Origin of the sequence: Thalassococcus profundi (genome assembly GCF_003344785.1) — a bacterium.
Classification (GTDB): Bacteria; Pseudomonadota; Alphaproteobacteria; order Rhodobacterales; family Rhodobacteraceae; genus Puniceibacterium; species Puniceibacterium profundi.
The window spans coordinates 13,408-39,689 of the sequence record NZ_QPMK01000020.1 but is presented as its reverse complement, the minus strand read 5'-3'; the positions used below and the strand labels follow the sequence as shown (position 1 = coordinate 39,689).

Below are 26,282 nucleotides of genomic sequence, written 5' to 3'. Positions count from 1 at the left end.
GCCGAAATTTCAGCTCAAGCGGACGATCGTGAAAAAGTTCAGGGAGGCCAAGATGGAAAGATTGCTCATATCACCGGACCGGATACCCGAATGGATTCCCGGCACGACTACGTTGGACAGTTCCGGGTGCAACTGGAACGGCATTACCCTGAAGGGCTATCGTTATGAGCGACAAGACGCGGCAATTCCCCCCATGCGCGACTATATGATTGTTGCATATGATGGCGCGCCAACCACTATGCGCCGCACGAGTGGCGGCCCATGGCAAAGCGCGCGCGTAGAGAAAGGTAGGATTTCCTTGCTCACGCGTGCAGAGGAATCCACTTGGAGTTGGTCCGAGCCTATCACGGTTAGACACGTCTATCTCAATCACAGCGAACTCGAAAACACGGCCCTTTCGGTCTTTGATCGTGACCCGAAGTCCATTGAGATCAATGATTGGCTATCTGCGAAGGACCCCTGTATCCTGAACTGCATCCAATTGCTAGAGAATGAGCTAAAGAACGGTGGAATCGGCCAGAGATTGATCATCGACGCCCTGCGCAGCCAGATCGCCGTTCACCTTCTGCGTCAGTACGCCAAGGTCTCTTTGACCAGCGACGCAAACTCGAACTTCAGCCCTGCTCAAAGGCAGAGAATCATCGATCTCGTTGAAAGCTGCTTAGGTGAAAACCTCAGTCTGGAAGACATGGCCGCATCTATCGGTTTCAGCCAGTTTCACTTTTCGCGTCAGTTCAAGGCGGAGTTTGGGTTGGCACCGTATGCATATGTTTTGCGCAAGCGAATATCGAAGGCCCAGGAGATGCTGAGAAAGGGTAATGCCCCCCTGAAAGTGGTCGCGCTTGACTGCGGTTTTGCAGATCAGAGTCATTTTAGTCGAACTTTTCGAAAAATGACAGGCGCGACCCCCGCCGAATTCCGGCGCATGGCATAATGACCGGAAAACTATTCCTTCCTATCGCTGTCACGCACCAGAGACAAAGAAATGTTGAGCCCGTAACGCTGCAATGAATGTACCAGAAACAGAATTTAAACCACGATTTGCCTTCGAACGCAGGATTTTCTTTGGCGACTGTGACCAGCTGGGAATCGCCTTTACTGGCCGGATTACGAATTTCGCGCTGGAAGCGATCGAGACTTTCTGGGACGATTTGCTTTCAGGCCGGGGCTGGCTTTTTCTACTCACGGAAAGAAACACGGCCATGCCTTTTGTCTCTATGGACCTACAATTCCATGCGCCGGTGAAAGCAGGCGCGAACCTAGCATGCGAGGTCTATGTGGTCCATGTCGGGGAAAGTTCAGTTGGTCTAAAAGTTGTCGGCCGTCAGCATGACTTGATTTGCTTCGAATGCGAAACGAAGTCAGTTTTCCGAGATGCTTCAACATTTGGTAAAGTCAAAATTGAAAGCTCAATTCGGCAGATTTTGCTCGCGGAAGTGGGTTCGGAAAATCAAACAGTGAGCTAGGCCTGTAGGCTTTGGAGACAGCAAAGCCTGTGCAAAACGATCTCATGTAAGGGAACACAAGAAAAAGCCAGAGAAAGGGAAGCCCGGGTGCCGGGCTTGAAAGGATAGAGAGAGGCTCTTCCGGGTCCGGCGTGACAAGGACCCTGACCATGGCCAAGACCACAACCCGCCCGAAACCCGCCACTGCGAAGAAAACCGAAGCCACTGAGTTGTCCGTGCCTGGCGGCGGGACCGACATCCGGATGATCCCGCTCGACCAGTTGGAGCCGAGCCCGCTCAACGTTCGAAAAGTTGCGGCCAGCGCCAGCGACGATGCTGAGCTCCTCGTCAGTATCCGCGAGACCGGAATTAAACAGAATCTGGTGGTTCATGCGCTGTCAGAGACACGTTTTGCAGTCGATGCCGGCGGTCGTCGCCTCAAGGCGCTGAAGCAGCTCGCTGAGGACAGCGTCATCCCCGCCGATCACCCCGTGCCCTGCCTCGTCGATGATAAGCGCAACGCCATCCTTACTTCTGCAACTGAAAACCTCCAGCGCGCGGCGATGCACCCCGCCGACCAGTTCGAGGCTTTTGAGGCGATGATCGCCGAGGGCCGCAGCGAAGACGAGATCGCGCTCAAATTCGGCGTCTCCGTCGACCTGGTGCGCCGCCGCCTCAAACTCGCCCGTGTCGCGCCCGAGATCATCGAGCAGTTCCGCGCGGGTGATCTGACCCTTGAATGCGTGATGGCTTTCACACTGACCGACGACCATGATCGCCAGCTGGCGGTCTGGAACGCAGTGAAGGGCGGCTATCACATCCATCCGCAAAGCATCAAACGCCATCTTACCGAGACCGCCCATTCGGCGAACTCGGCCATCGGGCGCTTTGTCGGCATTGAGGCCTATGAGGCGGCGGGTGGTGTTCTGCTGCGCGATCTCTTCGACGACCGCGCCAGCGCCCATATGGAGAACCCCGAACTCCTAGAGCGTCTCGCCATCGAAAAGCTGCAGGCTGCGGCGAAAACCTTCGAGGGAACGTGGAAATGGGTCGAGGTGCATCTCTCGGTGGATTACGGCGCGTTTCGCAGCTTCGGGCGGGTCTATCCGCAGGACATCGACCCCGATCCGGACCTGCTCACCGAAGAAGAACGTCTCATTGCGCGCGAGGAAGAACTGGCGGCGAAGAATGACGGCGAGGACTGGACGGACGCGGAGACGGAAGAATATTATGCCATCGAGCCGCGCCTGCGCGAGATCGAGGCCCTGCAACGCGAACGGCAGCCTTACGCGGACGAAGATCGTGCCATCGCGGGCGTGGTTCTGACCATCGGTCATGACGGCGCGCTGCGTGTCGAGAAAGGCCTCGTGCGGCCAGAAGATATCCCCGCTGCGGTCGTCCCGAGCGAAAATAGTGCTGACGCGGGTGATGCCCCGTCTCCTGTCCGCCCGAACGTGACGCCGCCAACCTCCTCGACACCGGTGCCCACCTCCGACCCGGCCGCGACCTTGCGCAAGGCGAACGGGATTTCGGCGAGCCTCGCCGACGATCTGCGCGCGACGCGTCAGCATATCCTTCGGGCGCATCTGGCGGCGGATTTCGAGGTGGCGTTCGATGCGATGCTCTACGCGCTCTGCGAGCAGGCTCTGGGGCGGTCCTACAACAACGAGGCGCTCGATATCTCGATCCGGCCCTTCCAGGCGCAGAACCGCGAGGTGCTGCATTCGGATACTGTTGCCCAGAAGATGCTCGAGGCGCTGGAGCAGGGCCTCGCCACCGACTGGATTACGCTGGAGAAGCCCGAAAACTTCCGGGCGATGTCGGCGCTGCCCATTGCCGCCAAGCAGGCGCTTTTCGCCTGGGCGACGGGTCTGGCAGTCAAGCCGCAGCTTTCCTCCGACAATCGCCCCTCCCCGATCATCGAGGAGATCGGCGCGCGTCTTGACGTCGATGTGGCGGCCTGCTGGCGCCCGACTGCTCAGAATTACTGGGGTCGGGTCAACAAGGGGCATGCGGTCGCTACCGCGCGCAAGCTCATTGGCGACGATTACGCCGAAGATCGCAATCGCGAGCGTAAGGGCGATATCGCGGCCGCGATGGAGCGGGCCTTCGCGGAAACGGCCGGCGAGACGGAAGGGTTCGACGCCGCAACGGTTGTCAGGACGACGCGCTGGCTGCCCGACGGGATGGTGTTTGCCGGTGCGGCGGAGGCTGTTGCCGACATGGCAGGCGAAGCGCCGGAGACCGAGGAGGGGGATGTGTCCGCCGAAGATTCTCTGAGCGACGCCGAGAGCGATGAACCGTCGTCCTTGCCCGCCTTCCTCAGCGAGGATGCGGCTTGACGAGCCGCACGCTGACCTGATCACGACATGAGCCTTGGGCCGTCCTCACATCGAGGGCGGCCCTTTCCGGCTGACGGGTTACCAACAGCCGATATCGGATCGGCGGGCCCGTCCCGGAGATATCCCATGACCACCACACTTGACCTCGATCCCGTTAAGGAAGCCGCACTCGTCGCTTCGCAGAATGACGCCTTTCGTCGCTCTATCCTTGGCAATATCCTCGTCACCGATGCCCCGCAGGGCCAGTTCGTGATGACCCGTGGCGTTGCAGCGCTTGGGCCCGATGCCCAGCTTGCTCTCACCCGCAGCGTGGCTTCATTTGACGCGTTCAACGCTGACAGCGACCCGCAAGGATGGCACGAGATGGGCGTCATCGACCTCGACGGCACGAAGGTCTGGTTCAAGATCGACCTGTACGACGTCGACTACACCTATGGCTCGCCTGAGCCCTCCGATCCTGATCAGACGCGCCGGGTCCTGACCCTGCTTCTGCCGTCGGAATACTGACGCCCCTTTTTCACCGACATCGCCACGGATCGCCCTTGCACAAAGGGCGGTCCTTTCGGGCTGGCGGGTTCCAAGGGGCGCGATGATCGTGTCCGGCCTGCCGCAGGAGACCAGAGATGGCCAAGACACTCGACTACCAGATCACCCTCTATCCCGCACATCGCGATGGCGCCTTCGTCGTCACCCAGTTCCAGATGCTGGCGAACTACCCCGAAAAGCGCATCGAGGCCGCGGGCATGGATGATCTGATCGACCAAGTGACGCAGTTCGCGATGGAGCACGGCGAGAGCTGCAGCGCCTCGGTGCGCTGCCTCGCTCCGCGCAAACCGCCGGGGTTCAAGCGCGCGACCGAGAATTTGTATTTCAACCTGGTTGACCGGACGGCTGAGAAACGCGGCGACGCTGCGGCCTGAAGCCCCCCAAAGGAAACCTCCGGGGCGCGGCCTGCAAGACGGTCGCCCTCACCCTCCCTCAATTCCAAAGGACCGAAGATATGACACAAGCAAATGATTTCTACGCGCAGATGCTCGAAGCCCAGAGACGGGCAGCCGAACAGCGGGTCGAGACCCGCGCGGCGCTTCTCACCGAACTGCGCGGCCTCGGCGTGACCGGCCTCGACGTGCAATATGAAGGCTATGGCGATTCCGGCAATGTCGAGGAGGTCGTCGTGACGCCTGACACGATTACCCTGACAGAAGAGCTGCGGCGACGGGTCGAAGATTTCGGCTGGGACTTTGCCTATGCGCTGAGCCCTGGCTTCGAAAACAACGAGGGCGGCTATGGCGAATTGACCTGGGCGCTCGAGACGGACAAGATCGATGTCAGCCACTCGAACCGCTTCATCGAGACCGACACCACAGAACATGAGGGGCTCTGACATGGCACATCCTCTCCACCACGCCGAAAGCTCGGCCCGTAGATTTGGCGGTGTTCCAGATGATTACCAACATGTGCATGACTGGTTTGACTCATCTAAAGAGCACCTAGGTCTCTTTGTTCACAGAGCCCAAAAACATCATACGGTCGGGATTTATGATGCCGAGCGGGTGTTCGGTCGCAGCCTGATCAACAGCGCGGGCCGGGTCGTTCCGATCCGCTGGATCGGCGAGCAGCATGTGCGCGAAGACTGCCAGGGGCGTATCCCGTCACTGGCTGACTGGCTCGGACGCATACAACCCGAACCGTGGATGGCCAATGGCCGGATCGACAACGACCCGACGCAGATCGGCAGCGATCCGCGTGCGGCCTGGGTCCAGGCGGTTGCGGGTCACCAGACCATTCTTGGCTTTGAGGATTGGCTTCTCAAGGTCTCTGTCGAGCACGTCCAGCATCGCCAGAATCGCGCCGCCGCCTGATCCGCCGGGCGGCAAACTCACCAACCATCTGATCCCATCCAGATCGACCCGCCTGCGCCACAACCGGCTTGGCGGGTCGATTGCGTTTCGAGAAAGGACATGGACATGCAAGATCCCGTCTACGAGGAGGTCCACCAGGGCCACACGATCAAGATCTACCACGACCCCGACGCTGAGGACCCACGAGAGTGGTGCAACCTCGGTACGCTGATCTGCTGGCACCGCCGCTATCGGCTGGGTGACAGCCATCAGTACGACAGCCCTGAGGCGTTCCTGCGCGATCTTGCGGGCGTCTCGGATCAGAGCGATCTCTCGATGGATCGTCTGCGGGACCGCGCCGAGCGGAAGGCAATCATTCTGCCTGTGTTTCTCTATGACCATTCCGGTCTCGCGATGAACACCGTCGGGTTCCACTGCCCGTGGGATTCTGGGCAGGTCGGTTACGTCTACGTGACGCTCGAAGCGGTCCGAAAGGAATTCGGTGTAAAACGCGTGACCAAGGCCCTGCGCGAACAGGCTGTAGACATCTTACGTGGTGAGACCGCCGACTACGATTCTTACCTTGGTGGGCGTGTCTATGGTTACATCGTCGAACAGGGTGGCGAGGAGATCGACGCTTGCTGGGGGTTTGTTGGCGCCTATGAGACGCATTGTTTGCCGGAGGCGCGGAATGCCGTTCCTCGGTCCGATCCCCATGCGCCACCCGCGACCGGTGCATTGACCGCATATCCATAGAATAACTCGCCGCCACACACCGGAACTATGGGCAGCACCCGATCGCGGACATGCATTGCTGCATTGCAGAAAAGTCATAGCCCGCCCATTGTGCGACTGCAGCATTGCTCCTATGTTCGCTCTTGTGATCGGTTCTCTCCTCCTCCCTGAGCCGATCCGGAATAATCGGCGGCATCCACCTCCTCCCGGATGTCGCCTTTTTATTTGCAGATCCCCATTCTGAGCTCTTGCGATTTCTCCTCGTTGACCATTCGGTCCCCGAGCTTGCTGTGTGTCGGGTCCGTTTCGCTGGAGGTGCCCAAAATGCAGGCACGGCCGTGTCCCAGCAGCCTGGCATGGGTTTGCGCGACAACGCCCACAGCGTCATCCCCAGATTTTGTGGATAAGTTTTCGCTGCCAAGACTTCAGTTTTCGAGGCCATGAAAGAGTGAGAGACAGGGCGGGAGGGGTGACCCCTCCCGGGTGAGAGAGTGCACGCGGGGCTCGGGGCCAACCCTCAACCCCGGAGATTGCCGATGAACGCTCACCCCCATTCCGTCCAACTTGCAACCGAGCCCGAAGCCCCTGCCCTGCCGGATGCCCCACGCTTCGCCCAAAACCTGATGCAGGCTGCGAAAATCCTCGTCCCCGTTTTCGAGGCAGGCAGGTCCATCGACGCCGCCGCACTTCGCGCCGCGATGGAAGATGCTTGCGGTGCCAGTGACACAAGTGGTGCCTGGGTCTGGAAAGACGCCTATGAGGCGGCCGAGGTCGCCCAAATCCTTATACTCTCGCGCTACGGCGCGCTGATGCAGCGTCAGGCACTGTCGCCGCAGGCCTTCCTCACCATGATCGAACGTTTCACGGCTCTGGCCCCGTCTCACACGCGCCGCTCCGAAGACAGTATCCGTCTGCAACAGTTTTCCACGCCTTTGCCCCTCGCGGCCATCGTCGCGCAGGCCGCCGGGTTTCGGGACGACGACCTGATGCTCGAGCCGTCGACGGGCACGGGCATGCTGGCCATCTTTGCAAAGATCGCTGGTGCACGGTTGGCGCTGAATGAACTTGCCGACACGCGCCGCGCCCTACTGGGGCAGTTGTTCCCCGATGCCGCCGTATCTGACCACGATGCTGCCTCGATCGACGATCGTCTTGATCGCTCGATCACGCCCTCGGTCGTGGTGATGAACCCGCCGTTTTCCGCTGCCAACCATGTCGAGGGCCGGTTTAGGCAAGCGACCAGTCAGCATGTGCTTTCCGCCCTGGCACGCCTCGCGCCTGGTGGGCGGCTTGTCGTCATCACCGGCGAAAGCTTCCGTCCCTCTTTGAAATCCTTCCAGTCGACATTTCAGCGGATCGGCCAGAGCGCCGATGTCGTGTTTTCGGCCCCCATCGACGGCAAGGTCTTCGCACGGCATGGCACCACGATCGACACGCGGTTGACGGTAATCGATAAGCGCGCGGCTGGTGCTGAAGAGACCGCACCGGCTGATATTGACGCCGCCTATCATCCGATCTGCGCGACCACGAGTGATCTTCTCTCCGTAGTACTCGCCCATTGCCCGGAACGCCGCAGCCCCCCGCCCTGCCCCACCACATCGGCCCTTTCGGTCCCGTCTCAGCCGACCCGCACCAACCTCCACGCCCTGCGCAACGCAGCACGCAAAGAAACCCGTGCGCTCGCCGAGGAACGCGCGAAGCATCCGTTCGACGACATCGAGACGGCCCCGCTCGACTACTTGCCAAAAGCCTGGAGCGAACCCTATGGCACGTTGCAGGACACGGTCTACGAGGTCTATGACCTGCAGGCGATCCGGATCGACGGCGCGGCGGAGCATCCGACAGCACTTGTGCAATCCGCCGCCATGGCCTCGGTGCCGCCGCCCGTGCCGAGCTACCGCCCCGTTCTGCCGAAGACCCTCGTTCGAGACGGTCTCCTCTCTGCGCCGCAGCTCGAAAGCGTGATCTACGCGGGCAATGCACACGAGACGCATCTCAAAGGCTTGTTCAAGCGTGGCGAGATCGAAGGCCAACTGATTGCAGCGGCTGAGGGTGACGAAGGCGCCTTCCGCCTGCGCAAGGGCTGGTTCCTCGGTGATGGCACTGGATGCGGTAAAGGGCGACAGGTCGCGGGTATCATTCTCGACAACTGGCTGCAGGGGCGTCGCAGGGCGGTCTGGGTCTCAAAAAGCGACAAGCTCATCGAGGATGCGCGACGCGACTGGATGGCGCTCGGCGGGCGTGAAAGCGATATCGTGCCGCTCTCAAAATTCCGCCAAGGCAGCGACATACGCCTGCCCGAGGGCATCCTCTTCGTTACCTACGCCACGCTGCGCTCGGCTGAACGTGAGGGCAAGGCTGCCCGCCTCGAGCAAGTGACCTCCTGGCTCGGCGAGGGGTTCGACGGGGTCATCGCTTTTGATGAAAGCCACGCCATGGCCAATGCCGCCGGCGAAAAGTCCGACCGCGGCGACAAAAAGGCCTCTCAACAAGGCCTTGCGGGCCTCGCGCTGCAAAACGCCGTGCCCGACGCCCGCGTACTCTATGTCTCGGCCACCGGGGCGACGGTCGTTGGCAATCTTGCCTATGCTTCGCGCCTCGGTCTCTGGGGCACGGGAGATTTCCCCTTCGTGACGCGGGCAGAATTTGTCGCCGCGATGGAGGCCGGGGGCATCGCCGCCATGGAGATGATCTCGCGCGACCTGAAGGCGCTTGGGCTCTATCTCGCGCGGTCCCTCTCCTATGCCGGGGTCGAATACGAGATGCTGGTCCATGAGCTGACGCCCGCCCAGGTCGCGATCTACGACAGCTACGCTGATGCCTACCAGATCATCCACACCAACCTTGAGGCTGCCCTACAAGCCTCTGGCATTTCGTCTGATACCGGCACCTTGAACCCCCAGGCGAAATCCGCCGCGCGCTCGGCGTTTGAGAGCAACAAGCAGCGCTTCTTCAACCACCTCATCACCGCCATGAAATGCCCCTCTCTGATCCGTTCGATCGAGGCAGACCTGGCGGCCGGTCATTCGGCGGTGATCCAGGTGGTGTCGACCAGCGAGGCGGTGATGGAACGGCGTCTCGAAGAGATCCCGCCTTCGGAGTGGGATGATCTGCAGGTCGATTTTACGCCGCGCGAGAACATCATGGACTACCTGATGCATTCCTTCCCGACGCGGCTCTTCGAGCCTTACACCGACGAGAGCGGGGATCTGCGCTCGCGCCCGGCCGTCGATGGCGATGGCAATCACATCATTTGCCGCGAGGCGGAGCGGCGGCGGGACGAGCTTGTCGAGCATCTCGGTGCCCTCGCCCCAGTACAGGGTGCCCTCGACCAGATCCTTTGGCATTTCGGAGGGGAGGCTGTGGCCGAGGTCACGGGGCGCAAACGGCGCATCGTGAAGACGCGGGAGGGGCGGCTCAGGGTCGAGAAGCGTCCCGCTTCCTCCAACCTCGGAGAAACCCAGGCCTTCATGGATGATGCCAAGCGCATCCTGATCTTCTCCGATGCCGGTGGCACCGGGCGCAGCTATCATGCCGATCTCGGGGCCAAGAACCAGCGCCTGCGGGTGCATTACCTCCTTGAGCCCGGCTGGAAGGCCGACAATGCGATCCAGGGGCTCGGGCGCACCAACCGCACCAATCAGGCGCTGCCGCCGCTGTTTCGACCCGTCGCAACAGACGTGAAGGGTGAGAAACGGTTCCTCTCCACCATCGCGCGCCGCCTCGACACGCTCGGGGCGATCACCAAGGGGCAGCGCGAAACCGGCGGCCAGAACATGTTCCGCGCCGAGGACAATCTTGAGAGCCCCTACGCACGCGCGGCGCTGCGACAGTTCTTCTACAAGCTGCGGGCGGGCAAGATCGACGCCTGCTCATATGCCAGGTTCCAGGAGATGACCGGGCTGACACTCGATGAGGCGGATGGCACGATGAAAGAGAATCTGCCGCCTATCCAGCAGTTCCTGAACCGCTGTCTGGCACTGCGGATCGACATGCAGGACGCGATCTTCGAGGCTTTCGGCGGGTTACTTTCGGCCATCATCGAGGACGCACGGCAGGCTGGCACGCTGGACGTCGGGCTAGAGACCCTGCGCGCCGAAAAATTCGAGATCGTCGACCGCAAGGTGATCTTCGAACATGAGGCGACGGGGGCGACGGCCACCGCCCTGACCGTTGAGCGTACGGATCGAAACGATCCGCTCACCCTGTCCCGCGTGAAAGCCATCTGCGCTGATAACAAAGGCGCGACGCTCTATTGGAACAAGACCTCCAAACGCGCGGCCCTGATGGTGAAGGCGCCGGCCTTCATGGATGAGGATGGCGTACCGATCCTGCGGGTGAAACTGCTACGGCCCATGGCGACCGAGATCCTCGCCCTCACCGAGTTCTCGAAATCGCACTGGGAAGAGATAGACGATGCGATGTTCGAACAGCTCTGGCAGGCTGAGGTCGACGCGGTGCCGCAGTTCACCACATCGAAGATCACGCTGATCTGCGGCCTCCTCCTGCCGATCTGGGACCGGCTTCCTGCCGACAACATGCGCATTTACCGCCTGCAGGCCGAGGACGGGGAGCGCGCTATCGGCCGTCTCGTCAGTCAGGAGCAGCTCCTGAATGTCTATTCACGCCTTGGTCTCGATTGTCAGATCGAGATGTCGCCGCAGGAAGTGCTCAGCGCGGTGATGGAAGCCAGGACGACCCTGAACCTCCTCGGCGGCTACCAGTTGCGCCGGTCGTTGGTCATGGGACAGCCGAGACTTGAGCTGATCGGCGCGTCGGGCGCGGCCCTGCCCCGTCTGAAAGCGATGGGTTGTTTTGCCGAGGTGATCCAGTGGAAGACTCGGGTGTTCATCCCAGTGGATGGCACTGACGTGCTGGCGCGGGTTCTGGCTGAGCACCCGGTGGGTGCCAGCGCAGCGGATGTCGCCGCATGAGCGCGCGGCGCAGCATCGCAGACCTCTCGGCCGCTCTGGCAGACCGTGCCGAGAGTTTCTGCCGCCAGTATTTCCCCGAGGGTCGTAAGCAGGGCAATTATTGGCAGGTCGGCGACACGTCCGGTGCAAAGGGCCAAAGCCTCGCCATCCGTCTGCAAGCTCAAGGTGAGCGCAAGGCCGGATCCTGGCAAGATTTCGCGACGGGTGAATATGGCGATCTCATCGACCTGCTGCAGGAACGGCTTGGGTCGGTCACGCTCAAGGAGACGCTGAGGGAGGCCCGGTCCTTTCTCGGCGAGGCCCCCTGCCCTGCCGCACCTCGAGACACCCAAAGGGCTGAGCGCCCTGATGCAGCCTCCGCCAAACGCATCGCGCGGGCGCGGAAGCTCTTTGCCGCTGGCAAGCCGGTGCTTGGCACCCCGGCCGCCACCTATCTGCAGGGGCGCGGCATCACACGGCTTGGACCTGCCCTGCGCTATCACCCTCGAGTCTTCCTGCGGCAGGGCGAGGACGATCCCGATCAGCCGCGAAGGGCCCCTGCCCTGCTCGCAAAGATCACCGACAAACGGGGCCAGATCACCGGATGCGCGCGGGTCTATCTCGACCCGTCTACCGACGGGTTGGCCACGATCGAGAGACCCAAACGGATCCTTGGGCAGCTGCACGGCCATGCCATCCGCTTCTGGGCCGGCGCGGGTCGCTCGGATCTCATCGTCGGCGAAGGGCTCGAAAACACCCTCTCAATCGGAACGGCTCTCCCGGAGTTCGACCTCGCCTCCTGTCTCACCGCCACCCATCTCGGCCTCTTCATTCCATCGCCGGGGATTCAGCGCATCTGGATCGCGCGGGACAATGACGATGCCGGACGCAATGCATCCATAAGATTGCGTAACCAACTGGAATATCGAGGAATTTCCTGCGGTTATCTCGTCCCTGAACTGGGCGATTTCAACGATGATCTGCGGACATTTGGCAGAGATGCGCTGCGCCGGTCTCTGTTAGGGGCCATGAAGGCAAACGGTCTGGAGATCGAGGACGGATGAGCGCCAGTCTCCCCGGTGATGCCGGACAGGGCAAAGGTTCCGCGGGTTCGATCTGATCCCGTTTGGATAAGGGGAGCGATGGACCGGCGGGTCGGGGCAGAGTGCCCCTCGCCCGGGCAGCAATGCCCCCCGAACCAGAAAATTCCCCTGCCCCTTCGGGCCATTCCTCGCGGGAGCAATTTTCCGGCCTTGGGCGCATTCTCCGCTGCGCTCCGATCCTGACGGATGCGGCCCGGTCGCCGCCGGTCCTGATATCGCCCCATCCAAATCGGGTCAGATCAAACAGAGGAACCAGACAATGCCCCATCAGACAGACATCCAAGAGGAGACCGGCGTGACCTCCGGCATCCTCGACCACCTGGCACTTCACGGCGCAACACCGGGACCCGGCGAGACCGATCACCGCCCCCTGCCCCAGCCCGACGAAGTCGAACTCGCCATGGCGACCCTCTTTGACACCACCATCGGCCTCCTCACTGGCAGCCAGTTGGAAGACAATCTCGAAGAGATGCTCTGGTCCCTCACCTCGATCTTCCATCGTCGGCTCACCCATATCCAGAAGCTTCTCGACGACAACGAATTCGAGGTCAGGGAAAGCTTGGGGCTACAGGACGGCTCCGAGGTCGCCTCGGTCGAACTCGAGCGCCTCCAGATGATCGGGCTCAAGCTCTGGGACCATCGCGACGCCTTCGAGCAGATGCGCGATCTGGCCGTAGACCACTTCTCGGCCGCCACCGGTTCGCCCTGGCTCCCCCGCACCGGATCCAAGGTCTCACATCGCGGCCTCACCTCCGCCGTGGTGGACAGCCGGGCCTATCTCTCGGCCAAGCGTCGCAAGGAGACCGAGGTGCACTGCCCCGAAGGCACGCGGATCGCTTTCTCAGGCGGGGACTATCAGGCTTACGATCTGATCTGGTCCGTCCTCGATGCCACCCATGCGAAATACCCCGACATGGTGCTGCTGCATGGTGGCACGCCCAAAGGCGCCGAGATGATCGCGGCCCGCTGGGCAGATACCCGTGGGATCACCCAGGTGGTCTTCAAGCCCGACTGGAAGAGCCACGGCAAGGCCGCCCCCTTCAAGCGCAACGACAAGATGCTCGAAACCATGCCACAGGGTCTGATTGCCACGCCCGGTTCGGGCATCACCGAGAACATCGTCGACAAGGCCCGCAAGCTCGGAATCCGCATCAAGAGGATCGGGGCTTAGGCCCCGGTTCACGCCCCGCGCAAGAGGTCCTGTACGACGGAAGGCTTCTTGGCGATCAATGCCAGCAGAACCTGTGCTGGGCCTGTCGGGTGCCGGCGCCCGTGTTCCCAGTTCAGGAGCGTACCTTTCGCGACGCCAATGCTCTTCGCAAACTCGGCCTGGGACAGGCCCGTCCGTTGCCGGACTTCGGCGACATCGACCTCCGCCACGGAAACTTCATGCACTTTGGCGTCGGCCAAATCGCCATTCGCGAAGGCCAGAGCCTCTTCGAGGCCCTTGGATACGGTTTCAAATGCACTCATGTTGCGTCTCCATATTTCGCGACAAGCGCCTTGCTCATCTCTACCGCAGCAGCTTGTTCGGTCTTTGACAGGTTGGCTTTCTCATTCTTGGCAAAGACCGTAATCAGAAAGATCGGCATATGGGTCCCGCCAAAGACATACACCGTCCTGAAGCCGCCACTCTTGCCGCTCCCCTCTCTCGGGATGCGGACTTTGCGTAATCCGCCGCCAAGAGAGACGCCCGCTTCCGGATTGGCGGCAATGAAGTTGATCGCCGCCTCACGCTCCTGGTCCGACATGATTGCCTTGGCGCGCCTTTGGAATTCGGGCAGTTCGACCACTGTCTGCAATCGCGTCATCTCTTGTCCCATATAGGTTTCGGCGGTGTATGTGTCAATGACGTATAGCATGAGCACTGGAAGGACAAGTCGCCGACGCTTGCCGGAGCTAGAGAGGATGTCCCGTCCGTTGGTAGCGGCGGCCCTTGGTCAAATGTCCTGTCGCATTTTCTGACCTAACCAACCAGCCGGGCTGTCATCTAGGGCTATTGGGTGGTTGCTGTGTCTCGTGGCGACCCGGTCTTTCGTTCCACGCTCTGATCGCGCCGAGCACTCCTCCGCATCGTGGGCGCTTCAGCGAAGACTATCGGCACGTTAGTGATCCTGGGGATGCGACTTTGACGTCTGGACTATGTCTCATCTTCGGTGAATTTGGAAGGAGTCAAGACACTCGTGGCATCTCCCTCGGCCGTTCACCCAGTTTCCTTCGTGGCCAGGGCACTTCTCCCGATGTGTTGCTTTGCATGACACGCTGGTCGCAGCTGTCGTCCCGTCCACAAAGGTTGTCGCCGATCTTTTTCCCCTGACCCACCAAAGAACAGGGGTGGGCCATTCCTCGCGCAGCAAAAAGACCGGCGCCTGCCCCTCTCCGCTGCGCTTCGCCTTCGGAGTGGTCGGGCCTTGGCCAGCTGCATGACCGCACGTCGTGCTGCAACGCAAACAAGGAGAAGAGCAATGACCACGAACTGCATCAAATTCACCAGCGCCGACATCGAAACCGCCAAGGGCGTCGGCTCCATCTCGACCTTGACCTTCGACCTCGACATCACAGTCGAACCCGTCGCGAGCACGAACCCGATGGCCCCCACACACCGCGTCCTCGGCCGCTCCCCGCGTGGCAAGCTGGTTGAGTGCGGCGGCATCTGGAAGAAGCAGAACAAGGAGACCGGCGCCGACTACTTCACGCTGACCATCCGCGACCACGGCTTCAACGCCAACCTCGGCAAGGCGGCAAGCCAGGACGATCTGTCCCTGCAGGCGATCATCCCCTGGGGCCCCAAAGACGCCGCGTGACGCAAAGAATCGGCTGGGGCAACCCAGCCGATTCTCGTTGTCTCCTATGGCACTGACACGATTTATTATGTGTTGGAGTGGCATGGGCGATGTGTTTGACGGAACCAAGTGACCACGGTTCAGATGTAGAACTTTTCTGATGCAGCTCGCTGCGTGGCTGTCGTGTTTGCGGATCCGCTAGGCGTTTCGACGCTTCAAGCCATGTGCCGTTTGACAGCCGTGCAGTTACATAAATGTATTTTAAAACAGTAGGTTAAAGTATTTTTACCGCGCCGTTCGAGTTGAGTGCTGCGCAGAAGGCCGCACCGTTGGTTCCATATGTTGGGCCGCCTTTTTCGCCGCTCACTATAGCTTGTCGCCGCATCTAGACTCGATCGTGCTGCGGGAGTGCATAAGCCACCGCGTGAAAATCGTTGTTAAGACTCATTTTTCCGTGTAGATGACACTTTAAAGGGATAAATTGCTGAAAAAGCGATATTTAGAGGGCAGGCGGATGCGAGATAGGTCATTTACGGCTGATACGAAGGATCAACCCTTCGACGAGATCATCCTTCAACAGGGAGAGCTGATTTCTGACCGTCTCAATATGTTGCGGCAGGAACAGTATCCTCCAGATGCCCAGAAAGGTCTACGTCAGTTTTCGCTGGCGGAGGTCGCTTATTATCTCGGCGTGACCCAGTCGACAATCAAGAAGCTCCACCTAGAAGGTAAGGGGCCTGATCCCGAAACCTCGTCGTCGGGGAGGCGTAGTTATTCAGCTGAGCAAATGCTCGAACTGCGGGCGTATTTGGACAAGCATGGTCGGCCTGGAAAGCGGCGGTATGTGCCCCATCGGCGTGAAGGTGAGGAACTGCATGTAGTTTCTGTCGTCAACTTCAAAGGCGGGTCCGGAAAGACGACGACTGCGGCTCATCTGGCTCAGCACTTGGCGCTGAAAGGGCATCGTGTACTGGCGATCGATCTTGACCCGCAGGCATCACTGACAGCTCTGCATGGTATTCAGCCGGAGCTCGATAATGTTCCATCGCTCTACGAGACGCTCCGCTACGATGATCAACGCAAGCCAATTATCGAAGTAATCCGACCAACGAACTTTCCTAACCTTGATATCGTGCCTGCAAGTTTGGAACTTCAAGAGTATGAGTACGATACCCCCGTTGCCTTGACGAGCAGCGACCCCCACGAGGGGCGCCTTTTCTTCACTCGGATCTCTAAGGCGCTCGACGAAGTCGATGATCGCTATGATGTCGTGGTGATCGATTGCCCACCGCAGCTTGGCTATCTCACGCTGACCGCACTGACAGCCTCGTCGTCAGTCATCGTCACCGTCCACCCACAGATGCTGGACGTTATGTCGATGAGTCAATTTCTGCTCATGCTTGGCGGAATCATGAAGACAATACGAGACGCTGGCGCGAACATGCGACTGAAATGGTTTCGCTATCTGGTTACCAGGTTTGAACCCACTGATGGCCCTCAGAAGCAGATGGTCGGGTTTCTGCAGGCGATGTTCCCGAACCAGATGCTTACCGCGCCTGTTTTGAAATCCACGGCGATCTCCGACGCTGGGATTACTAAACAGACACTCTACGAGGTCGAGCGCTCCCAGTTTGTTCGCACAACTTATGACCGGGCAATCACTTCACTGAACGACGTGAACGATGAGGTTTCGGAGCTGATCCACAAAGCATGGGGGCGCGAATGACGACGTCTTTGACAGCCGTGCAGATTGATAGTTTTGACAGCCGTGCAGACAGCCATTTGTCCAGAGTGTTCACGTCTATGATCGCCCAGAAGGAGACAGTTTGATGGCTCGTAAAGACCTCCTGAAAAATGTGATGGCCAGTTCTTCCGAGCAGCCGAAGGACTCTGGCCGATCAGGCTATGCGATGCGTGGCGCATCAAAGTCCATGAAGGTCTCGATTGACAATCTTGCCGAAAATTCGAAGCGCTTGCTCGAAGGGGAAACCATCGTCGAAATCGATCCCCAATTGATCGATGTGTCCTTCATTTCGGATCGTCTCAGCGACGACGACGAGGCCTTCAACGAGCTGAAGGAGTCGATTGCAACTGGTCGCCAGGACACTCCAGTACTGCTTCGCCCGCACCCGGATCTGGACGGTCGCTATATGATCGTCTTCGGCCATCGGCGTGTGCGCGTGGCGTCAGCCCTTGGCCGGAAGGTTCGCGCTGTAGTCAAACCAATGGACGATGTGGCGCACATTCTCGCCCAAGGGCAAGAGAACACGGCGCGCGCGGATCTTTCATTCATCGAGAAGGCGCTTTTCGCAAAAAGCCTCCTTGATATGGGGCAGGCGAAGGATGTGATCCAGTCGGCGCTGACCATTGATGGAACGCTGTTGTCGCGCATGTTGTCTGTCGCGCAGAACATCCCGAGGCATGTGATTGAGCGGATCGGTCCCGCTAAGCAGATTGGCCGTGACCGCTGGGAGGATTTCAAGAAGCTGGCTTCGGAGTCTGCGAACCAAAAGGTCCTTGAAGGTGCCTTGGAACTCGAAGGGTTTCACGAGCTGGATAGCGATGCAAGGTTCGAGCTCCTGCACAGCAGACTGGCAGAGGCGGGCAGGACACCCAAGCGCAGAAAGACGCGCATGGCACCCAAGAAGCGCACCTGGACCGCCGGCAAAGGCCGCATCAAAGGGGTAATCGGCCGGTCCGGAAGGGCATTCAGTATTTCGCTGACAGCACAGGATTCAACCGAGTTCGGAGACTTTCTCTCCGGTCGACTGGATCAGCTCTACAGCGAATTCCTCGCAACAAAAGAGGAGCAGTCGGAACAATGATCTAGGCAAAAGAAAAGCCCCCAAGCAGCGTGGCCTGAGAGCTAATCTGAAAAGTTTGGTCGCTTAGAAGATACCTCTCCCACGAATCACTGTCAACGATGAACGCTTTTGAGCGAACGGCTTTCTTTTGCCTCCACATAACCGGAGGTGAGATACAGGCATGAAACATACAGGTTGGCGCAAGCCGACACCGGGTCTTGGGGTTGCTGAGCAACTTGCCCAAGCCGGTGAACGGGTAGCAGTACCCAAAACACGAGCATTTGTCGCGCTCAAGCGCGTTGGTGCACATATCGGCCTGAAGGCTGGCGACATGATGCTCCTCGACACGCTCGGGGCCTTCACCCAGGCCCAGGACTGGGAGGAGGGGCAGCGCCCGATCGTCTGGGCGTCGAACGCCTATCTGATGGAGCGGACGGGCTTTTCGCTCTCCGCGCTCAAGCGCCATGCGCGGCGCCTGGCCGAGATCGGCGTGATTTCCTTTCAGGACAGCCCGAATGGCAAGCGGTGGGGCCGTAGGGACGCCGATGGGCGCATCGTTGAGGCGTATGGCTTCGATCTGTCGCCGCTTTCAGCCCGTGTCGAGGAGTTCGAGGAGCTTCATGCCGAGCTGCAGGCCGAGCGCGAGCTCTGCCAGCGCCTGAAGCGTCAGATTACGGTGGCACGCCGGATGATCCGCGCTCGGATTGAGGCGGCTATCAGCAGCGCGCTGCGCGGGCCCTGGAGCCAATTCACTGGACTCTTTGAGGAACTTCTGGACCGGCTTCCGCGTCGTCATGAAGCCTCTGAGCAGTTGGAACGGCTACTGTTGTGGTTCAAGGAACTTCAGGAACGGGTCGAAGCGGCCTATCTCAAGGCGACTGGTGCGACAAAACCTGTGGAAAACATCGGTAACAAAGACACCCAAATCACAAAAAAGACTCAAGAAATGGACCCCAGGGAGGTCATTTCTGAACCTCATATACTAATTACAAATCAACTTAATCCTGTAACTAGTAATTCCTCTGAAAAAGAGGAAGCGGCGGGCGTGGTACCCAATGCTCCACCCGAAGAGTGGGTTGATAGGGAGCTGGAAGACTGGGTTGCCGAGGTGCGCAAGAAGCGGACGGCGCTCGATCTGCCGACAATCATGCAGGCCTGTCCGGAATTCGCGTCCTGGGCGCGCAATATGGGTGGATTCCTGAAGGATTGGGGCGACCTGCACCGCGTTGCCGGGCAACTCAGGCCGATGATCGGTATCTCAGAGCATGCCTGGAACGTAGCGCAGGATCGAATGGGGACCCAAGTGGCCACGGCCGCATTTGCGCTCGTCTTCGAGAAGCACAGTGTCGGTGAGGTTGCCTCGCCGGGCGGATATCTTCGGGGCATGGTCGAGAAGGCTGGGGCAGGAGAGCTGCATTTGGAGCGTAGTTTCTATGGCAGGCTCAGCGGGCAGGCGGCGTGACGTATTGATAAATAAGTGGCATTGGCATATATTGCCAACAAAGGAGATCTGACACATGGTGACACGCAACGTTGTCCTGACCGAACCTCAGGATCAACTGGTTCAAGCCTTGGTGGCATCCGGGCGCTACCAGAACGTGAGTGAAGCAATGCGCGCTGGCCTGAGATTGCTGGAGCAGGAAGAAGCACAACTAGCCGGGATCCGGAAAGGTCTAATTGAAGGTCTGGCGCAGGCCAAGGCGGGCGATCTTGCGGAGGGAAGCGGCAAAGATGCGATCCGTAGGGCCTTTGCGACTGCGCGCGCGCGTTCATGAGCCGATCCTTCCGGCTGACTCGTCGTGCGGAAGCTAGCCTCACTGAAATCGGCAGATGGACGATCGAGAATTTCGGGCTGCGCCAAGCGGAGCTTTACGAGGCCGAATTGCTCAACTGCTGTGAAAGAATTCTGAACGGCCAGGCCCATAGCCGGAGTTGCGCAGTTCTCGTTGATGATGTCGAAGACCTGCGGTTCATAAGGGCAGGGGAACATTTCCTTGTGTTTCTGGATCGATCGGACGAGGTCATCATCGTGGATATCCTCCATTCCCGCAGCGATCTCCCTCGCCATGTTGCCTCACTTTCGGCTTTGAAGTCCGAAGACTCCTGATCCACATCACAACCCGGCTGCCTTCGTCAGGTTCACCCGGAACCTGTCTCGGCGACGCTGATAGCGGCGAGTCATCTCGGCCGAAGCGTGCCCCAGCTGCTTCTGGACATAGCGCTCGTCGACTTCGGCGGAGCTGGCGAGACCGGCGCGTAGGCTGTGGCCAGAGAACATAGCGAGGCGGTCTTTCTCAGGCAGGTCCGACCGGATGCCCGCGTCCAGGACCGTGCGCTTGATCAGCCGCGCAACGTGTTTGTCGTTGAGCCGCTTGTCAGAGGCGCGTTTGCCATCCCGCGAGGTGCCGACAAAGACAGGGCCGAAGTCGATCCTGGCGAAGTGCAGCCATTGCTCGAGTGCATGGACAGGGCAGGTCTGGTCCTTGGAGCCGCGGCCGATCTCAACCTCGCGCCAGCCGGTCTTTGCGTTCAGGGTCAGTACGACGCCCTTGTCGAAGATCTCGATCCAGCCGCCCGAGTCCGGCGTGTCGTCCTTGTGAACGTCGAGGCTGACAATTTCCGACCGACGCAGACCGCCCGCGTAGCCAATCAGCAGGATCGCCCGATCCCGCAAGCCGCGCAGGTCGTAGGGCAGGGCGGCGATCATCGCCAGAATATCCTCGGCCAGAATCGCTTCCTTCTGCACCGGCGGGCGCGCGTGCTTGCGTTTGATCCCAGCCAACACCGTCGCGATGTGGCGGTTCTTACGATCGAGGGTGAATCCGCGTTGCGCATAGTTCCAGGCGAGGCCGGAGAGGCGGCGATCGATCGTGCTGACCGACAGGGGGCGGGACGCCCACTGCGAAGGGGAGGGGCCTGACCCGGAGGCGAGATCGGCGAGGTAAAGGCCGATCATCTCGGATGAGGGGGGCAGGGGCTCCACTCCCTTCATCCGGCACCAGCGCGCAAAATGCGCCCAATCCTTGGCATAGGCCTTCAGCGTGTTGTCGGACGCTGCAGCGCGGGCATAGTCGCGGGCGGTGTCGACCAGGCGATCAAGGCTGCCGGAGCCCGCGACATGGGAGGGCAGGGCGATCCCATCGCTTTTTTCTTGATTTCTCGCGTCGCCCTGAGCATTATGACTTGCATCAGAGTTTGATGATGTCGATTTCTCGTCCTCTGCGGCCATTTTCCAGTGAATCCAGCGATGAAATTAAACTGATTTTCAGCGTATCTTTTTATGTCCGATAATGCAAACTTATTGGACATATTAGAGGAGCACAAGGCGGGGCGGTTACTGTCAAATTTTGTGGAAGAAAGCGCCGCGCCGGTGTAGGCTCGCGGCATGACATTTGCCCGGCCGGATCGTTCAATCGACCCAGACACATTTCCCCGGATGCCCTCGTGGGTCACCTCTGCAAGTACGGAAACCCTTGAAGATGTGGCGTTTTTGTCGGGGGCTGCGCTGAGCCACCTGCATCTTGTGTTGGGGCGCGAGGAGGTGCCCCAAGCCTTGTTGCGGGACCGATTGGCCCTGCGCGCAGCGGAGGCCTGTGTCATGTTTTCCGGTCGGCAGGAGCGGGCAGCGGAGCTGCGCGATGCGGTGCATCTGTTGCGGCCCGGCGATCTGCCCGGACCGGCGGGCGAAACCTACTTGGCCTGGCAGCGCGCGGTGGAGGGCCCGGTGTCGGTCAAGGCTCTCGGCCGAGCCGTGCCGACATTTGAGCCGGGCCTGATTGCCATGTGGCTCGATGCGGGGAAAGGGTTGCCGGTGACCCGGGCCGCGATGGTTCTGGAGGCGGTGCTGATGGACGCGCCGCGTGCGGAAACCAAGGGGCTGATCCTCGCGGATGCCGCCCTCGCCCAAGCTCTTGGGTGGGGCCACCTCGTGCCGCTGCTGGCCGGGGGCCTGAAACGCGCTGACCTGCGCAAGCGCGGCGATGACTTGCGGTTTGCCTGTCACCGGGCGTTCGTCTCATCGACGATTGAGGCGGAGCGGCTGGCCGCCGATCTGGCACGTCGGGCGGCGCATCTGAAAGCGGTTGCGCCCAAGCTTCGCGCCAAGGGCGCGGGGGACGCCGTTGAGATGTTCCTGACCCGCGATGCCTTGACCCCTTCGGCCTTGCCTTTACCGGACCGTGCTGCCCGGCGGTTGTGTGATCGGCTGGTTGATCTCGGAGCGATCCGCGAACTGACCGGCCGCGACACGTTCCGGCTCTATGGGGTGTGACGATGGCCAAGGATTGCCCCGAGTCAGAGCTGGATCGCGAATTAACCGACCTGCCGCCCGAGCTGCGCTGGCGCGAATGGATGCGCAGGATCGAAGCGGTTCTCTTCGCCTCTGCCTCGCCTGTGCCGCGTGACGACCTGGCCCGCGTGGTGGGGCAGGGGGCCTCGGTCGACCTGCTTGTCGAGGACCTTGTCGCTGATCTGGAGGGGCGCGCGTTCGAGATCGGACAAGTCGCCGGTGGTTGGATGCTGCGCACCCGCGCGGCCTACGCCCCCGCGATCAAGGCGGCGGCGGATGTTGGCGACCAACTGATGGATTTGAGCGAGTTCGACGTTGCGGTGCTGGCCGCCATCGCCTACCACCAGCCGATCACCCGCGACGGGCTGAAGGACATCTTCGGCAAAGAGATCAGCCGCGATCTGATCGGCCGGCTGCACGCGCGCAACTTGATCGGGACGGGACCCAGGGCGCCGCGGCGAGGGGCGCCCTACACCTTCGTGACGACAGAACAGTTCCTGATTGCCTTCGACCTGCCTTCCCTGCAGGACCTGCCGGACCGCGAGCAAATGGAGGATGCAGGTTTGTCCGCAAACGCTTGAGGCTCTGCGGTCCCATAAATATCTGTGTTAGCTGAACCTTATGGAAACCGTACGCTAGAACCTAGCACGACGCCGACGGTACGGCACCGTTTGCCGAACAGGTTTGCCAAACAACACGTCCGGTATCGGAGTTCCCTTTAAAATGTTCTCGACAAGTGATCGTTTCGGATATGCGAATCCATAGGCCCAGTCACCTTTGACTCTCCGAAGAAGCCACACCGTGTCCTCCCCAAAATCAAAGGCGACGATCACGCCGACATGGACCCATTCCTTCAGCAGCCTTGAATCGTAGACCCAGAGCTGCTCAACCAGACCGTCCTTTGTCGGATGCTTCATGCCATCTTCTTGCGCGGCCACAAACTGCGTGCGGTCCGTCTTGCGGCGCGTTCCGTCAACAATCCAAAACATAGGGTTGTGGAACTTTGTCCGCGTTCGCGCTTCTACGGGCTTGATGTATGAGTGCTGAAACTCAACCACCAGCCCCTTAGATGTCTTGATATCTGCGATGTGAAGCTCGCCATGTTCGTCGCGCGCTGCAATCTCCTGCCAATCTGTCGGGAACTGGCTCTTCCAGTCCCTGTGCCACTCGGTTTCATTTTCCCACCAATGGTCGCAGTGGCGCTGTCCTTTGTGCGCCCAGTGCCAAACCTTCTTGGTCCCGCATCGGGCAATGAGCTCAGCGCCGCAACCAAGGCATCTGCCTTTGGCGCCTGGGGTGGCTTCAACTCGTTTGTCGTCGTCTAAAGCGAACCGCATGACTATGCCTCCGATTGCTCGGGCTGTAGTTCGAGCCGCATGGGTCGCTTTGTTCGCTCGCTTAGCGTTTGTGTCATTCTGCTTTCTCCATTGGCGATTGCGGCCGTCCACCTTTGCACCAGTGAACCTGACCCTTCTTGACCCAAAAGTGGCATCCACAGTCGTTTGTCTGGTGCACCGACGGGTGAAGTGTCGGCCTTTGCCAGAAATCTGTTTTGATCTTCCAGCGAGGTCTGCGATCCGGGTTAAGAGACAAGGCGATCCTCTCGCCACAGCCTCCAGGACAGGAGAGACAGGCCCATTTTTGGATCGCGCCGCTCTCTACCAGAATTAACTCGTCCGATTCTGTTTCAGGCGTTTGCGGAAAGGTGTCTTGCCTGGTTACAAGAAAGTCATACCTCAGCACTCGAAATCGCCGAAGCAGGTTTGCCAATAGTTTTTTCATCTCATGTCACCATGTCCAGGAAGGGTGCCATGTCCCCCCGGCCCAGAGTTTCAGTTGCATCACAACACGGGCAGCCCGGGCGCGGCGAAATCTCAGGAAAACGCTCATCGCGCGCGTGAAACCGTCGCATCCGCGTCGGTGCCATTCCGTTTGCTCCGGCGAACCCGGTAATACCGGTCAGCCATTCATTGACCGCCATGGCACCCGCCTCTGTCGTGAAGGTCACAACGGCAGGGGAGGGATCACCCTCACCGAGCAGATAGGCTTCCTCTTTCAGTTTTTCATAGGCCTCTGGATCAGTTCGCTGCAAGGCCTCCTCGCGAGCGCGTTGCGGGTTGATGAACCCGCCGCAAAGCAGACAGGGGTGTCCGGGCACAAGGGTGGTAACCCGGGCAAAGAGATCGAACGACTGAGCATCACGACGCTGCATTGCGAGCCCGACATCGATGACCGGAATGCCATAGAAACGGGCGAAGCGGTTCAGAAAGAGCCGACCGGCGTGGTCATCCGTGCAGCAGAAAATCACATCACAAGATTTCAACGCATCCCATGTGCATGGCTCTCCGGCCCAGGCATCGATGGTTGCCAATGACATGCCAAGATTGGCCTCCGCAACTGTCCGCGCGTGAATGTCGGCCTTGGCTCGATGAGCGTCAACATCCTCCTGTCGTGCGCCATGGAGCCTGTTGAGATTTGTATCTTCAGCATGGTCCTTTTCGAAGAGGACCGCTTCGCGCACGCCAAGACGCATCAGCAAGGGCAACACTGCGCTTCCCGTAGCACCCCCTCCGGCAATGCCGCACCGAAACTGCGTGATCATTGCATTGGCCTGATCGCCGAAGAGTCGGGTTTGACGGTCCAGGAAGCCCAGATTGCCGCCGTTCTCTGCGGTGAGGGTCAGGCGCGGTCCTGTGTGAAGAATACGCGCGATAGCCGTTGGCTTTTCGGCCGAGCGCCAAATCCTCACGGCAATCTCGCCGTCGCTCGCAATCAAAACGCTGATCAGTCCGGGTGCACCCTTGATCAGGGCGGTCCGCGCAAGTTCCGCCTCGTTCCGGTCATCTTGTTTGGAAAAACGGGCCCGTCCCTTTGGATGGGTATGAATGATGGCGGGAACCAGACCATCGGACTTGGCGCGACCAAGCAATCGCATGAAGCTGTCGGTTTGCCACGTCACGTGGCGCTCGGAGGCTGAGACCACGTCGTCATCATCGAGATCGATGAACGCATGCGAAACGAGCCGTGTGCGAGCAGTGTTCGTCCAGGGGTCTTTCTCAATCGCCGCCGTCCCAAAAAGCATGTAGGCGGAACGCTCGGCACCGGCACCCTGGACGAGCAGGGACCGGATACCGGCTTCGTGCGGACCAGCCAGAATAACATCCAACGGGCCCTTCATGGCCGCGCCTCGGCGAGAGCGGTTTTGATCCGTGCCACCATCGTGCGCAAACCATCAATCCCGGGCCGCCAGGCGTTGTTGTGGCGCGACCAGCGCTGCCAAACACGACCTGCATAGTTATACTGCACCGTGCAGGCTTTCGGGACCTGACCGCTCGCCAGCGTCAAATGCGGAGAGGCATAAAACATGTCAGGCGCGCAATCGGGATACCCGGCAGGCAGGAGTACAAGGATATCCGCGGCTTCCTCATTGAACTTGCCTTCAGGCAGGTCGAGTGACTTCAGGATAATGCCGGTCTCACGGCCTTCCTGAACGACGTCGAACTGATAGCCGTGGTCCACCAGAAAAGTCTGATCAAACGACGGAAGGGTGTCCCCCTCCGTCGTCTGATCGATGAGCGAGATGAACCGCTCCACACCCTTGGCATCGAGATTGATGACATCGCTGTCAGCAATCTTGCGGTCCTGCTGGCCCGGGATTTCCTGCCAGAGATTGTAGTTTTCCGGCAGATCAGCAAGCTTACGCAGTACAAATCCGCTGATGCACGCGCGCGGCCATTCAAGATCCTTGTCGTCAATCTTAAACTTGAAGACACGGTCCGTCCGCGCGACCAGCACTTTTTCAGCACCGCGACCGCGCAGATCATAGCTTTCGTCGAGGCGAATGTCTTCGAAGTCCCCATTTGGCAAAATGGCGATTGCCACATGCTCATCAACAGGATGCCCGTCGGCAGCTTCGATCAACTGCCGACCGAGAACCTTTGGGTCATCGAAAACGTGTTTCTTGAAGTTGAGGCCCTCATCGGCGATGAAGACCGGGAAGCGAGGATCATTTCCTTGCGATTTCATTG

General features: G+C 60.0%; 26 protein-coding genes. 19 read left to right on the top strand and 7 right to left on the bottom strand.

Annotation, left to right across the window (positions count from 1 at the left end; all coding sequences use genetic code 11):
* Positions 1 to 52 precede the first annotated feature (52 nt).
* The 11 genes from DU478_RS19395 to DU478_RS19345 all read left to right on the top strand — a co-directional run bounded on the left by DU478_RS19395 (position 53) and on the right by DU478_RS19345 (position 13,550).
* The gene (locus tag DU478_RS19395) at positions 53 to 934 is read left to right on the top strand and encodes a helix-turn-helix domain-containing protein (RefSeq protein WP_227511477.1); all 882 of its coding nucleotides are present in this window, start codon (positions 53 to 55) and stop codon (positions 932 to 934) included.
* A gap of 73 nt (positions 935 to 1,007) precedes the next feature.
* Entirely contained in the window at positions 1,008 to 1,466 is a 459-nt protein-coding gene (locus DU478_RS19390) for an acyl-CoA thioesterase (RefSeq protein WP_007120589.1), read from the top strand.
* Positions 1,467 to 1,615: 149 nt separating this feature from the next.
* Positions 1,616 to 3,787 (top strand): ParB/RepB/Spo0J family partition protein, encoded by a 2,172-nt coding sequence (locus tag DU478_RS19385; protein ID WP_009804227.1) that lies wholly within the window; start codon positions 1,616 to 1,618, stop codon positions 3,785 to 3,787.
* Positions 3,788 to 3,913: 126 nt separating this feature from the next.
* On the top strand, positions 3,914 to 4,294 hold the full coding sequence (locus DU478_RS19380; RefSeq protein ID WP_009804228.1) for a DUF3768 domain-containing protein: 381 nt from the start codon (positions 3,914 to 3,916) through the stop codon (positions 4,292 to 4,294).
* Between the two features lie 116 nt (positions 4,295 to 4,410).
* Positions 4,411 to 4,707 carry a hypothetical protein gene (locus DU478_RS19375; RefSeq protein ID WP_009804229.1) on the top strand — a complete coding sequence of 99 codons (297 nt, stop codon included), beginning with the start codon at positions 4,411 to 4,413 and terminating at the stop codon, positions 4,705 to 4,707.
* A gap of 80 nt (positions 4,708 to 4,787) precedes the next feature.
* The gene (locus tag DU478_RS19370; protein WP_009804230.1) at positions 4,788 to 5,171 is read left to right on the top strand and encodes a DUF6878 family protein; all 384 of its coding nucleotides are present in this window, start codon (positions 4,788 to 4,790) and stop codon (positions 5,169 to 5,171) included.
* 1 nt (position 5,172) lies between these two features.
* Positions 5,173 to 5,649 carry a DUF6915 family protein gene (locus DU478_RS19365; RefSeq protein WP_037930962.1) on the top strand — a complete coding sequence of 159 codons (477 nt, stop codon included), beginning with the start codon at positions 5,173 to 5,175 and terminating at the stop codon, positions 5,647 to 5,649.
* A gap of 105 nt (positions 5,650 to 5,754) precedes the next feature.
* Positions 5,755 to 6,384, top strand: coding sequence for a hypothetical protein (locus DU478_RS19360; protein WP_037931030.1), 630 nt, complete (start codon positions 5,755 to 5,757; stop codon positions 6,382 to 6,384).
* Positions 6,385 to 6,899: 515 nt separating this feature from the next.
* Positions 6,900 to 11,297: a strawberry notch-like NTP hydrolase domain-containing protein gene (locus DU478_RS19355; protein WP_114512584.1), complete on the top strand. Its 4,398-nt coding sequence runs from the start codon at positions 6,900 to 6,902 to the stop codon at positions 11,295 to 11,297.
* On the top strand, positions 11,294 to 12,340 hold the full coding sequence (locus tag DU478_RS19350) for a DUF7146 domain-containing protein (RefSeq protein ID WP_064225045.1): 1,047 nt from the start codon (positions 11,294 to 11,296) through the stop codon (positions 12,338 to 12,340). The genes DU478_RS19355 and DU478_RS19350 overlap by 4 nt, the downstream gene beginning before the upstream one ends.
* A 298-nt stretch (positions 12,341 to 12,638) precedes the next feature.
* Positions 12,639 to 13,550, top strand: coding sequence for a DUF2493 domain-containing protein (locus tag DU478_RS19345; protein ID WP_064225044.1), 912 nt, complete (start codon positions 12,639 to 12,641; stop codon positions 13,548 to 13,550).
* 8 nt (positions 13,551 to 13,558) lie between these two features.
* Here DU478_RS19345 and DU478_RS19340 read toward each other — a convergent pair whose 3' ends face one another.
* Together DU478_RS19340 and DU478_RS19335 are read right to left on the bottom strand one after the other, a co-directional pair.
* Complete coding sequence (locus tag DU478_RS19340) at positions 13,559 to 13,852, bottom strand: helix-turn-helix domain-containing protein (protein WP_064225043.1); 294 nt, start codon at positions 13,850 to 13,852, stop codon at positions 13,559 to 13,561.
* Positions 13,849 to 14,190: a type II toxin-antitoxin system RelE/ParE family toxin gene (locus tag DU478_RS19335; protein WP_064225051.1), complete on the bottom strand. Its 342-nt coding sequence runs from the start codon at positions 14,188 to 14,190 to the stop codon at positions 13,849 to 13,851. The genes DU478_RS19340 and DU478_RS19335 overlap by 4 nt, the downstream gene beginning before the upstream one ends.
* 654 nt (positions 14,191 to 14,844) lie before the next feature.
* Between DU478_RS19335 and DU478_RS19330 the strand changes: the two genes are divergently transcribed.
* The 6 genes from DU478_RS19330 to DU478_RS19305 all read left to right on the top strand — a co-directional run bounded on the left by DU478_RS19330 (position 14,845) and on the right by DU478_RS19305 (position 20,073).
* Positions 14,845 to 15,183 (top strand): DUF736 domain-containing protein, encoded by a 339-nt coding sequence (locus DU478_RS19330; protein WP_064225042.1) that lies wholly within the window; start codon positions 14,845 to 14,847, stop codon positions 15,181 to 15,183.
* Positions 15,184 to 15,676: 493 nt separating this feature from the next.
* Positions 15,677 to 16,888, top strand: coding sequence for a plasmid partitioning protein RepA (gene repA, locus DU478_RS19325; RefSeq protein WP_064225041.1), 1,212 nt, complete (start codon positions 15,677 to 15,679; stop codon positions 16,886 to 16,888).
* A 103-nt stretch (positions 16,889 to 16,991) separates the two neighbouring features.
* Positions 16,992 to 17,987 carry a plasmid partitioning protein RepB gene (gene repB, locus DU478_RS19320; protein WP_064225040.1) on the top strand — a complete coding sequence of 332 codons (996 nt, stop codon included), beginning with the start codon at positions 16,992 to 16,994 and terminating at the stop codon, positions 17,985 to 17,987.
* A gap of 160 nt (positions 17,988 to 18,147) precedes the next feature.
* A complete protein-coding gene (gene repC, locus DU478_RS19315; RefSeq protein WP_064225039.1) occupies positions 18,148 to 19,428 on the top strand; it encodes a plasmid replication protein RepC in 1,281 nt (426 codons plus the stop codon).
* A 55-nt stretch (positions 19,429 to 19,483) separates the two neighbouring features.
* A complete protein-coding gene (locus DU478_RS19310) occupies positions 19,484 to 19,741 on the top strand; it encodes a type II toxin-antitoxin system ParD family antitoxin (RefSeq protein ID WP_064225038.1) in 258 nt (85 codons plus the stop codon).
* Entirely contained in the window at positions 19,738 to 20,073 is a 336-nt protein-coding gene (locus DU478_RS19305) for a type II toxin-antitoxin system RelE/ParE family toxin (RefSeq protein ID WP_064225037.1), read from the top strand. Before DU478_RS19310 ends, DU478_RS19305 begins: the two co-directional genes overlap by 4 nt.
* A 6-nt stretch (positions 20,074 to 20,079) precedes the next feature.
* On the opposite strand, the gene DU478_RS19300 is transcribed toward DU478_RS19305, so the two are convergent.
* A complete protein-coding gene (locus DU478_RS19300; protein WP_065331088.1) occupies positions 20,080 to 21,195 on the bottom strand; it encodes a tyrosine-type recombinase/integrase in 1,116 nt (371 codons plus the stop codon).
* Between the two features lie 156 nt (positions 21,196 to 21,351).
* On the opposite strand from DU478_RS19300, the gene DU478_RS19295 reads away from it, so the two are divergent.
* Both DU478_RS19295 and scpB read left to right on the top strand, forming a co-directional pair.
* Positions 21,352 to 22,236, top strand: coding sequence for a DUF1403 family protein (locus tag DU478_RS19295; protein WP_114512583.1), 885 nt, complete (start codon positions 21,352 to 21,354; stop codon positions 22,234 to 22,236).
* Between the two features lie 2 nt (positions 22,237 to 22,238).
* The gene (scpB, locus tag DU478_RS19290) at positions 22,239 to 22,835 is read left to right on the top strand and encodes an SMC-Scp complex subunit ScpB (RefSeq protein WP_065331797.1); all 597 of its coding nucleotides are present in this window, start codon (positions 22,239 to 22,241) and stop codon (positions 22,833 to 22,835) included.
* 54 nt (positions 22,836 to 22,889) lie between these two features.
* Here scpB and DU478_RS19285 read toward each other — a convergent pair whose 3' ends face one another.
* The 4 genes from DU478_RS19285 to DU478_RS19270 all read right to left on the bottom strand — a co-directional run bounded on the left by DU478_RS19285 (position 22,890) and on the right by DU478_RS19270 (position 26,280).
* Positions 22,890 to 23,591: a competence protein CoiA gene (locus DU478_RS19285; RefSeq protein ID WP_065331796.1), complete on the bottom strand. Its 702-nt coding sequence runs from the start codon at positions 23,589 to 23,591 to the stop codon at positions 22,890 to 22,892.
* Between the two features lie 73 nt (positions 23,592 to 23,664).
* Positions 23,665 to 24,036, bottom strand: a complete 372-nt coding sequence (locus DU478_RS23435; RefSeq protein ID WP_081288636.1) for a DUF6527 family protein — start codon at positions 24,034 to 24,036, stop codon at positions 23,665 to 23,667.
* Position 24,037: 1 nt separating this feature from the next.
* Positions 24,038 to 25,432, bottom strand: a complete 1,395-nt coding sequence (locus DU478_RS19275; RefSeq protein ID WP_065331795.1) for a ThiF family adenylyltransferase — start codon at positions 25,430 to 25,432, stop codon at positions 24,038 to 24,040.
* Positions 25,429 to 26,280, bottom strand: coding sequence for a multiubiquitin domain-containing protein (locus DU478_RS19270; protein ID WP_081288634.1), 852 nt, complete (start codon positions 26,278 to 26,280; stop codon positions 25,429 to 25,431). Before DU478_RS19270 ends, DU478_RS19275 begins: the two co-directional genes overlap by 4 nt.
* Positions 26,281 to 26,282: the final 2 nt, after the last annotated feature.

Coding starts and splice junctions, on each gene's coding strand:
- DU478_RS19295 (WP_114512583.1), top strand. CDS start 21,352: ATGACATTTGCCCGGCCGGATCGTTCAATCGACCCAGACACATTTCCC.
- DU478_RS19275 (WP_065331795.1), bottom strand. CDS start 25,432: ATGAAGGGCCCGTTGGATGTTATTCTGGCTGGTCCGCACGAAGCCGGT.
- DU478_RS19345 (WP_064225044.1), top strand. CDS start 12,639: ATGCCCCATCAGACAGACATCCAAGAGGAGACCGGCGTGACCTCCGGC.
- DU478_RS19270 (WP_081288634.1), bottom strand. CDS start 26,280: ATGAAATCGCAAGGAAATGATCCTCGCTTCCCGGTCTTCATCGCCGAT.
- DU478_RS19395 (WP_227511477.1), top strand. CDS start 53: ATGGAAAGATTGCTCATATCACCGGACCGGATACCCGAATGGATTCCC.
- DU478_RS19350 (WP_064225045.1), top strand. CDS start 11,294: ATGAGCGCGCGGCGCAGCATCGCAGACCTCTCGGCCGCTCTGGCAGAC.
- DU478_RS19305 (WP_064225037.1), top strand. CDS start 19,738: ATGAGCCGATCCTTCCGGCTGACTCGTCGTGCGGAAGCTAGCCTCACT.
- DU478_RS19300 (WP_065331088.1), bottom strand. CDS start 21,195: ATGGCCGCAGAGGACGAGAAATCGACATCATCAAACTCTGATGCAAGT.
- DU478_RS19310 (WP_064225038.1), top strand. CDS start 19,484: ATGGTGACACGCAACGTTGTCCTGACCGAACCTCAGGATCAACTGGTT.
- DU478_RS19390 (WP_007120589.1), top strand. CDS start 1,008: ATGAATGTACCAGAAACAGAATTTAAACCACGATTTGCCTTCGAACGC.
- repC (WP_064225039.1), top strand. CDS start 18,148: ATGAAACATACAGGTTGGCGCAAGCCGACACCGGGTCTTGGGGTTGCT.
- DU478_RS19385 (WP_009804227.1), top strand. CDS start 1,616: ATGGCCAAGACCACAACCCGCCCGAAACCCGCCACTGCGAAGAAAACC.
- DU478_RS19330 (WP_064225042.1), top strand. CDS start 14,845: ATGACCACGAACTGCATCAAATTCACCAGCGCCGACATCGAAACCGCC.
- DU478_RS19355 (WP_114512584.1), top strand. CDS start 6,900: ATGAACGCTCACCCCCATTCCGTCCAACTTGCAACCGAGCCCGAAGCC.
- repA (WP_064225041.1), top strand. CDS start 15,677: ATGCGAGATAGGTCATTTACGGCTGATACGAAGGATCAACCCTTCGAC.
- DU478_RS19340 (WP_064225043.1), bottom strand. CDS start 13,852: ATGAGTGCATTTGAAACCGTATCCAAGGGCCTCGAAGAGGCTCTGGCC.
- DU478_RS19370 (WP_009804230.1), top strand. CDS start 4,788: ATGACACAAGCAAATGATTTCTACGCGCAGATGCTCGAAGCCCAGAGA.
- DU478_RS19335 (WP_064225051.1), bottom strand. CDS start 14,190: ATGACGCGATTGCAGACAGTGGTCGAACTGCCCGAATTCCAAAGGCGC.
- DU478_RS23435 (WP_081288636.1), bottom strand. CDS start 24,036: ATGAAAAAACTATTGGCAAACCTGCTTCGGCGATTTCGAGTGCTGAGG.
- DU478_RS19285 (WP_065331796.1), bottom strand. CDS start 23,591: ATGCGGTTCGCTTTAGACGACGACAAACGAGTTGAAGCCACCCCAGGC.
- DU478_RS19375 (WP_009804229.1), top strand. CDS start 4,411: ATGGCCAAGACACTCGACTACCAGATCACCCTCTATCCCGCACATCGC.
- repB (WP_064225040.1), top strand. CDS start 16,992: ATGGCTCGTAAAGACCTCCTGAAAAATGTGATGGCCAGTTCTTCCGAG.
- DU478_RS19380 (WP_009804228.1), top strand. CDS start 3,914: ATGACCACCACACTTGACCTCGATCCCGTTAAGGAAGCCGCACTCGTC.
- DU478_RS19360 (WP_037931030.1), top strand. CDS start 5,755: ATGCAAGATCCCGTCTACGAGGAGGTCCACCAGGGCCACACGATCAAG.
- DU478_RS19365 (WP_037930962.1), top strand. CDS start 5,173: ATGGCACATCCTCTCCACCACGCCGAAAGCTCGGCCCGTAGATTTGGC.
- scpB (WP_065331797.1), top strand. CDS start 22,239: ATGGCCAAGGATTGCCCCGAGTCAGAGCTGGATCGCGAATTAACCGAC.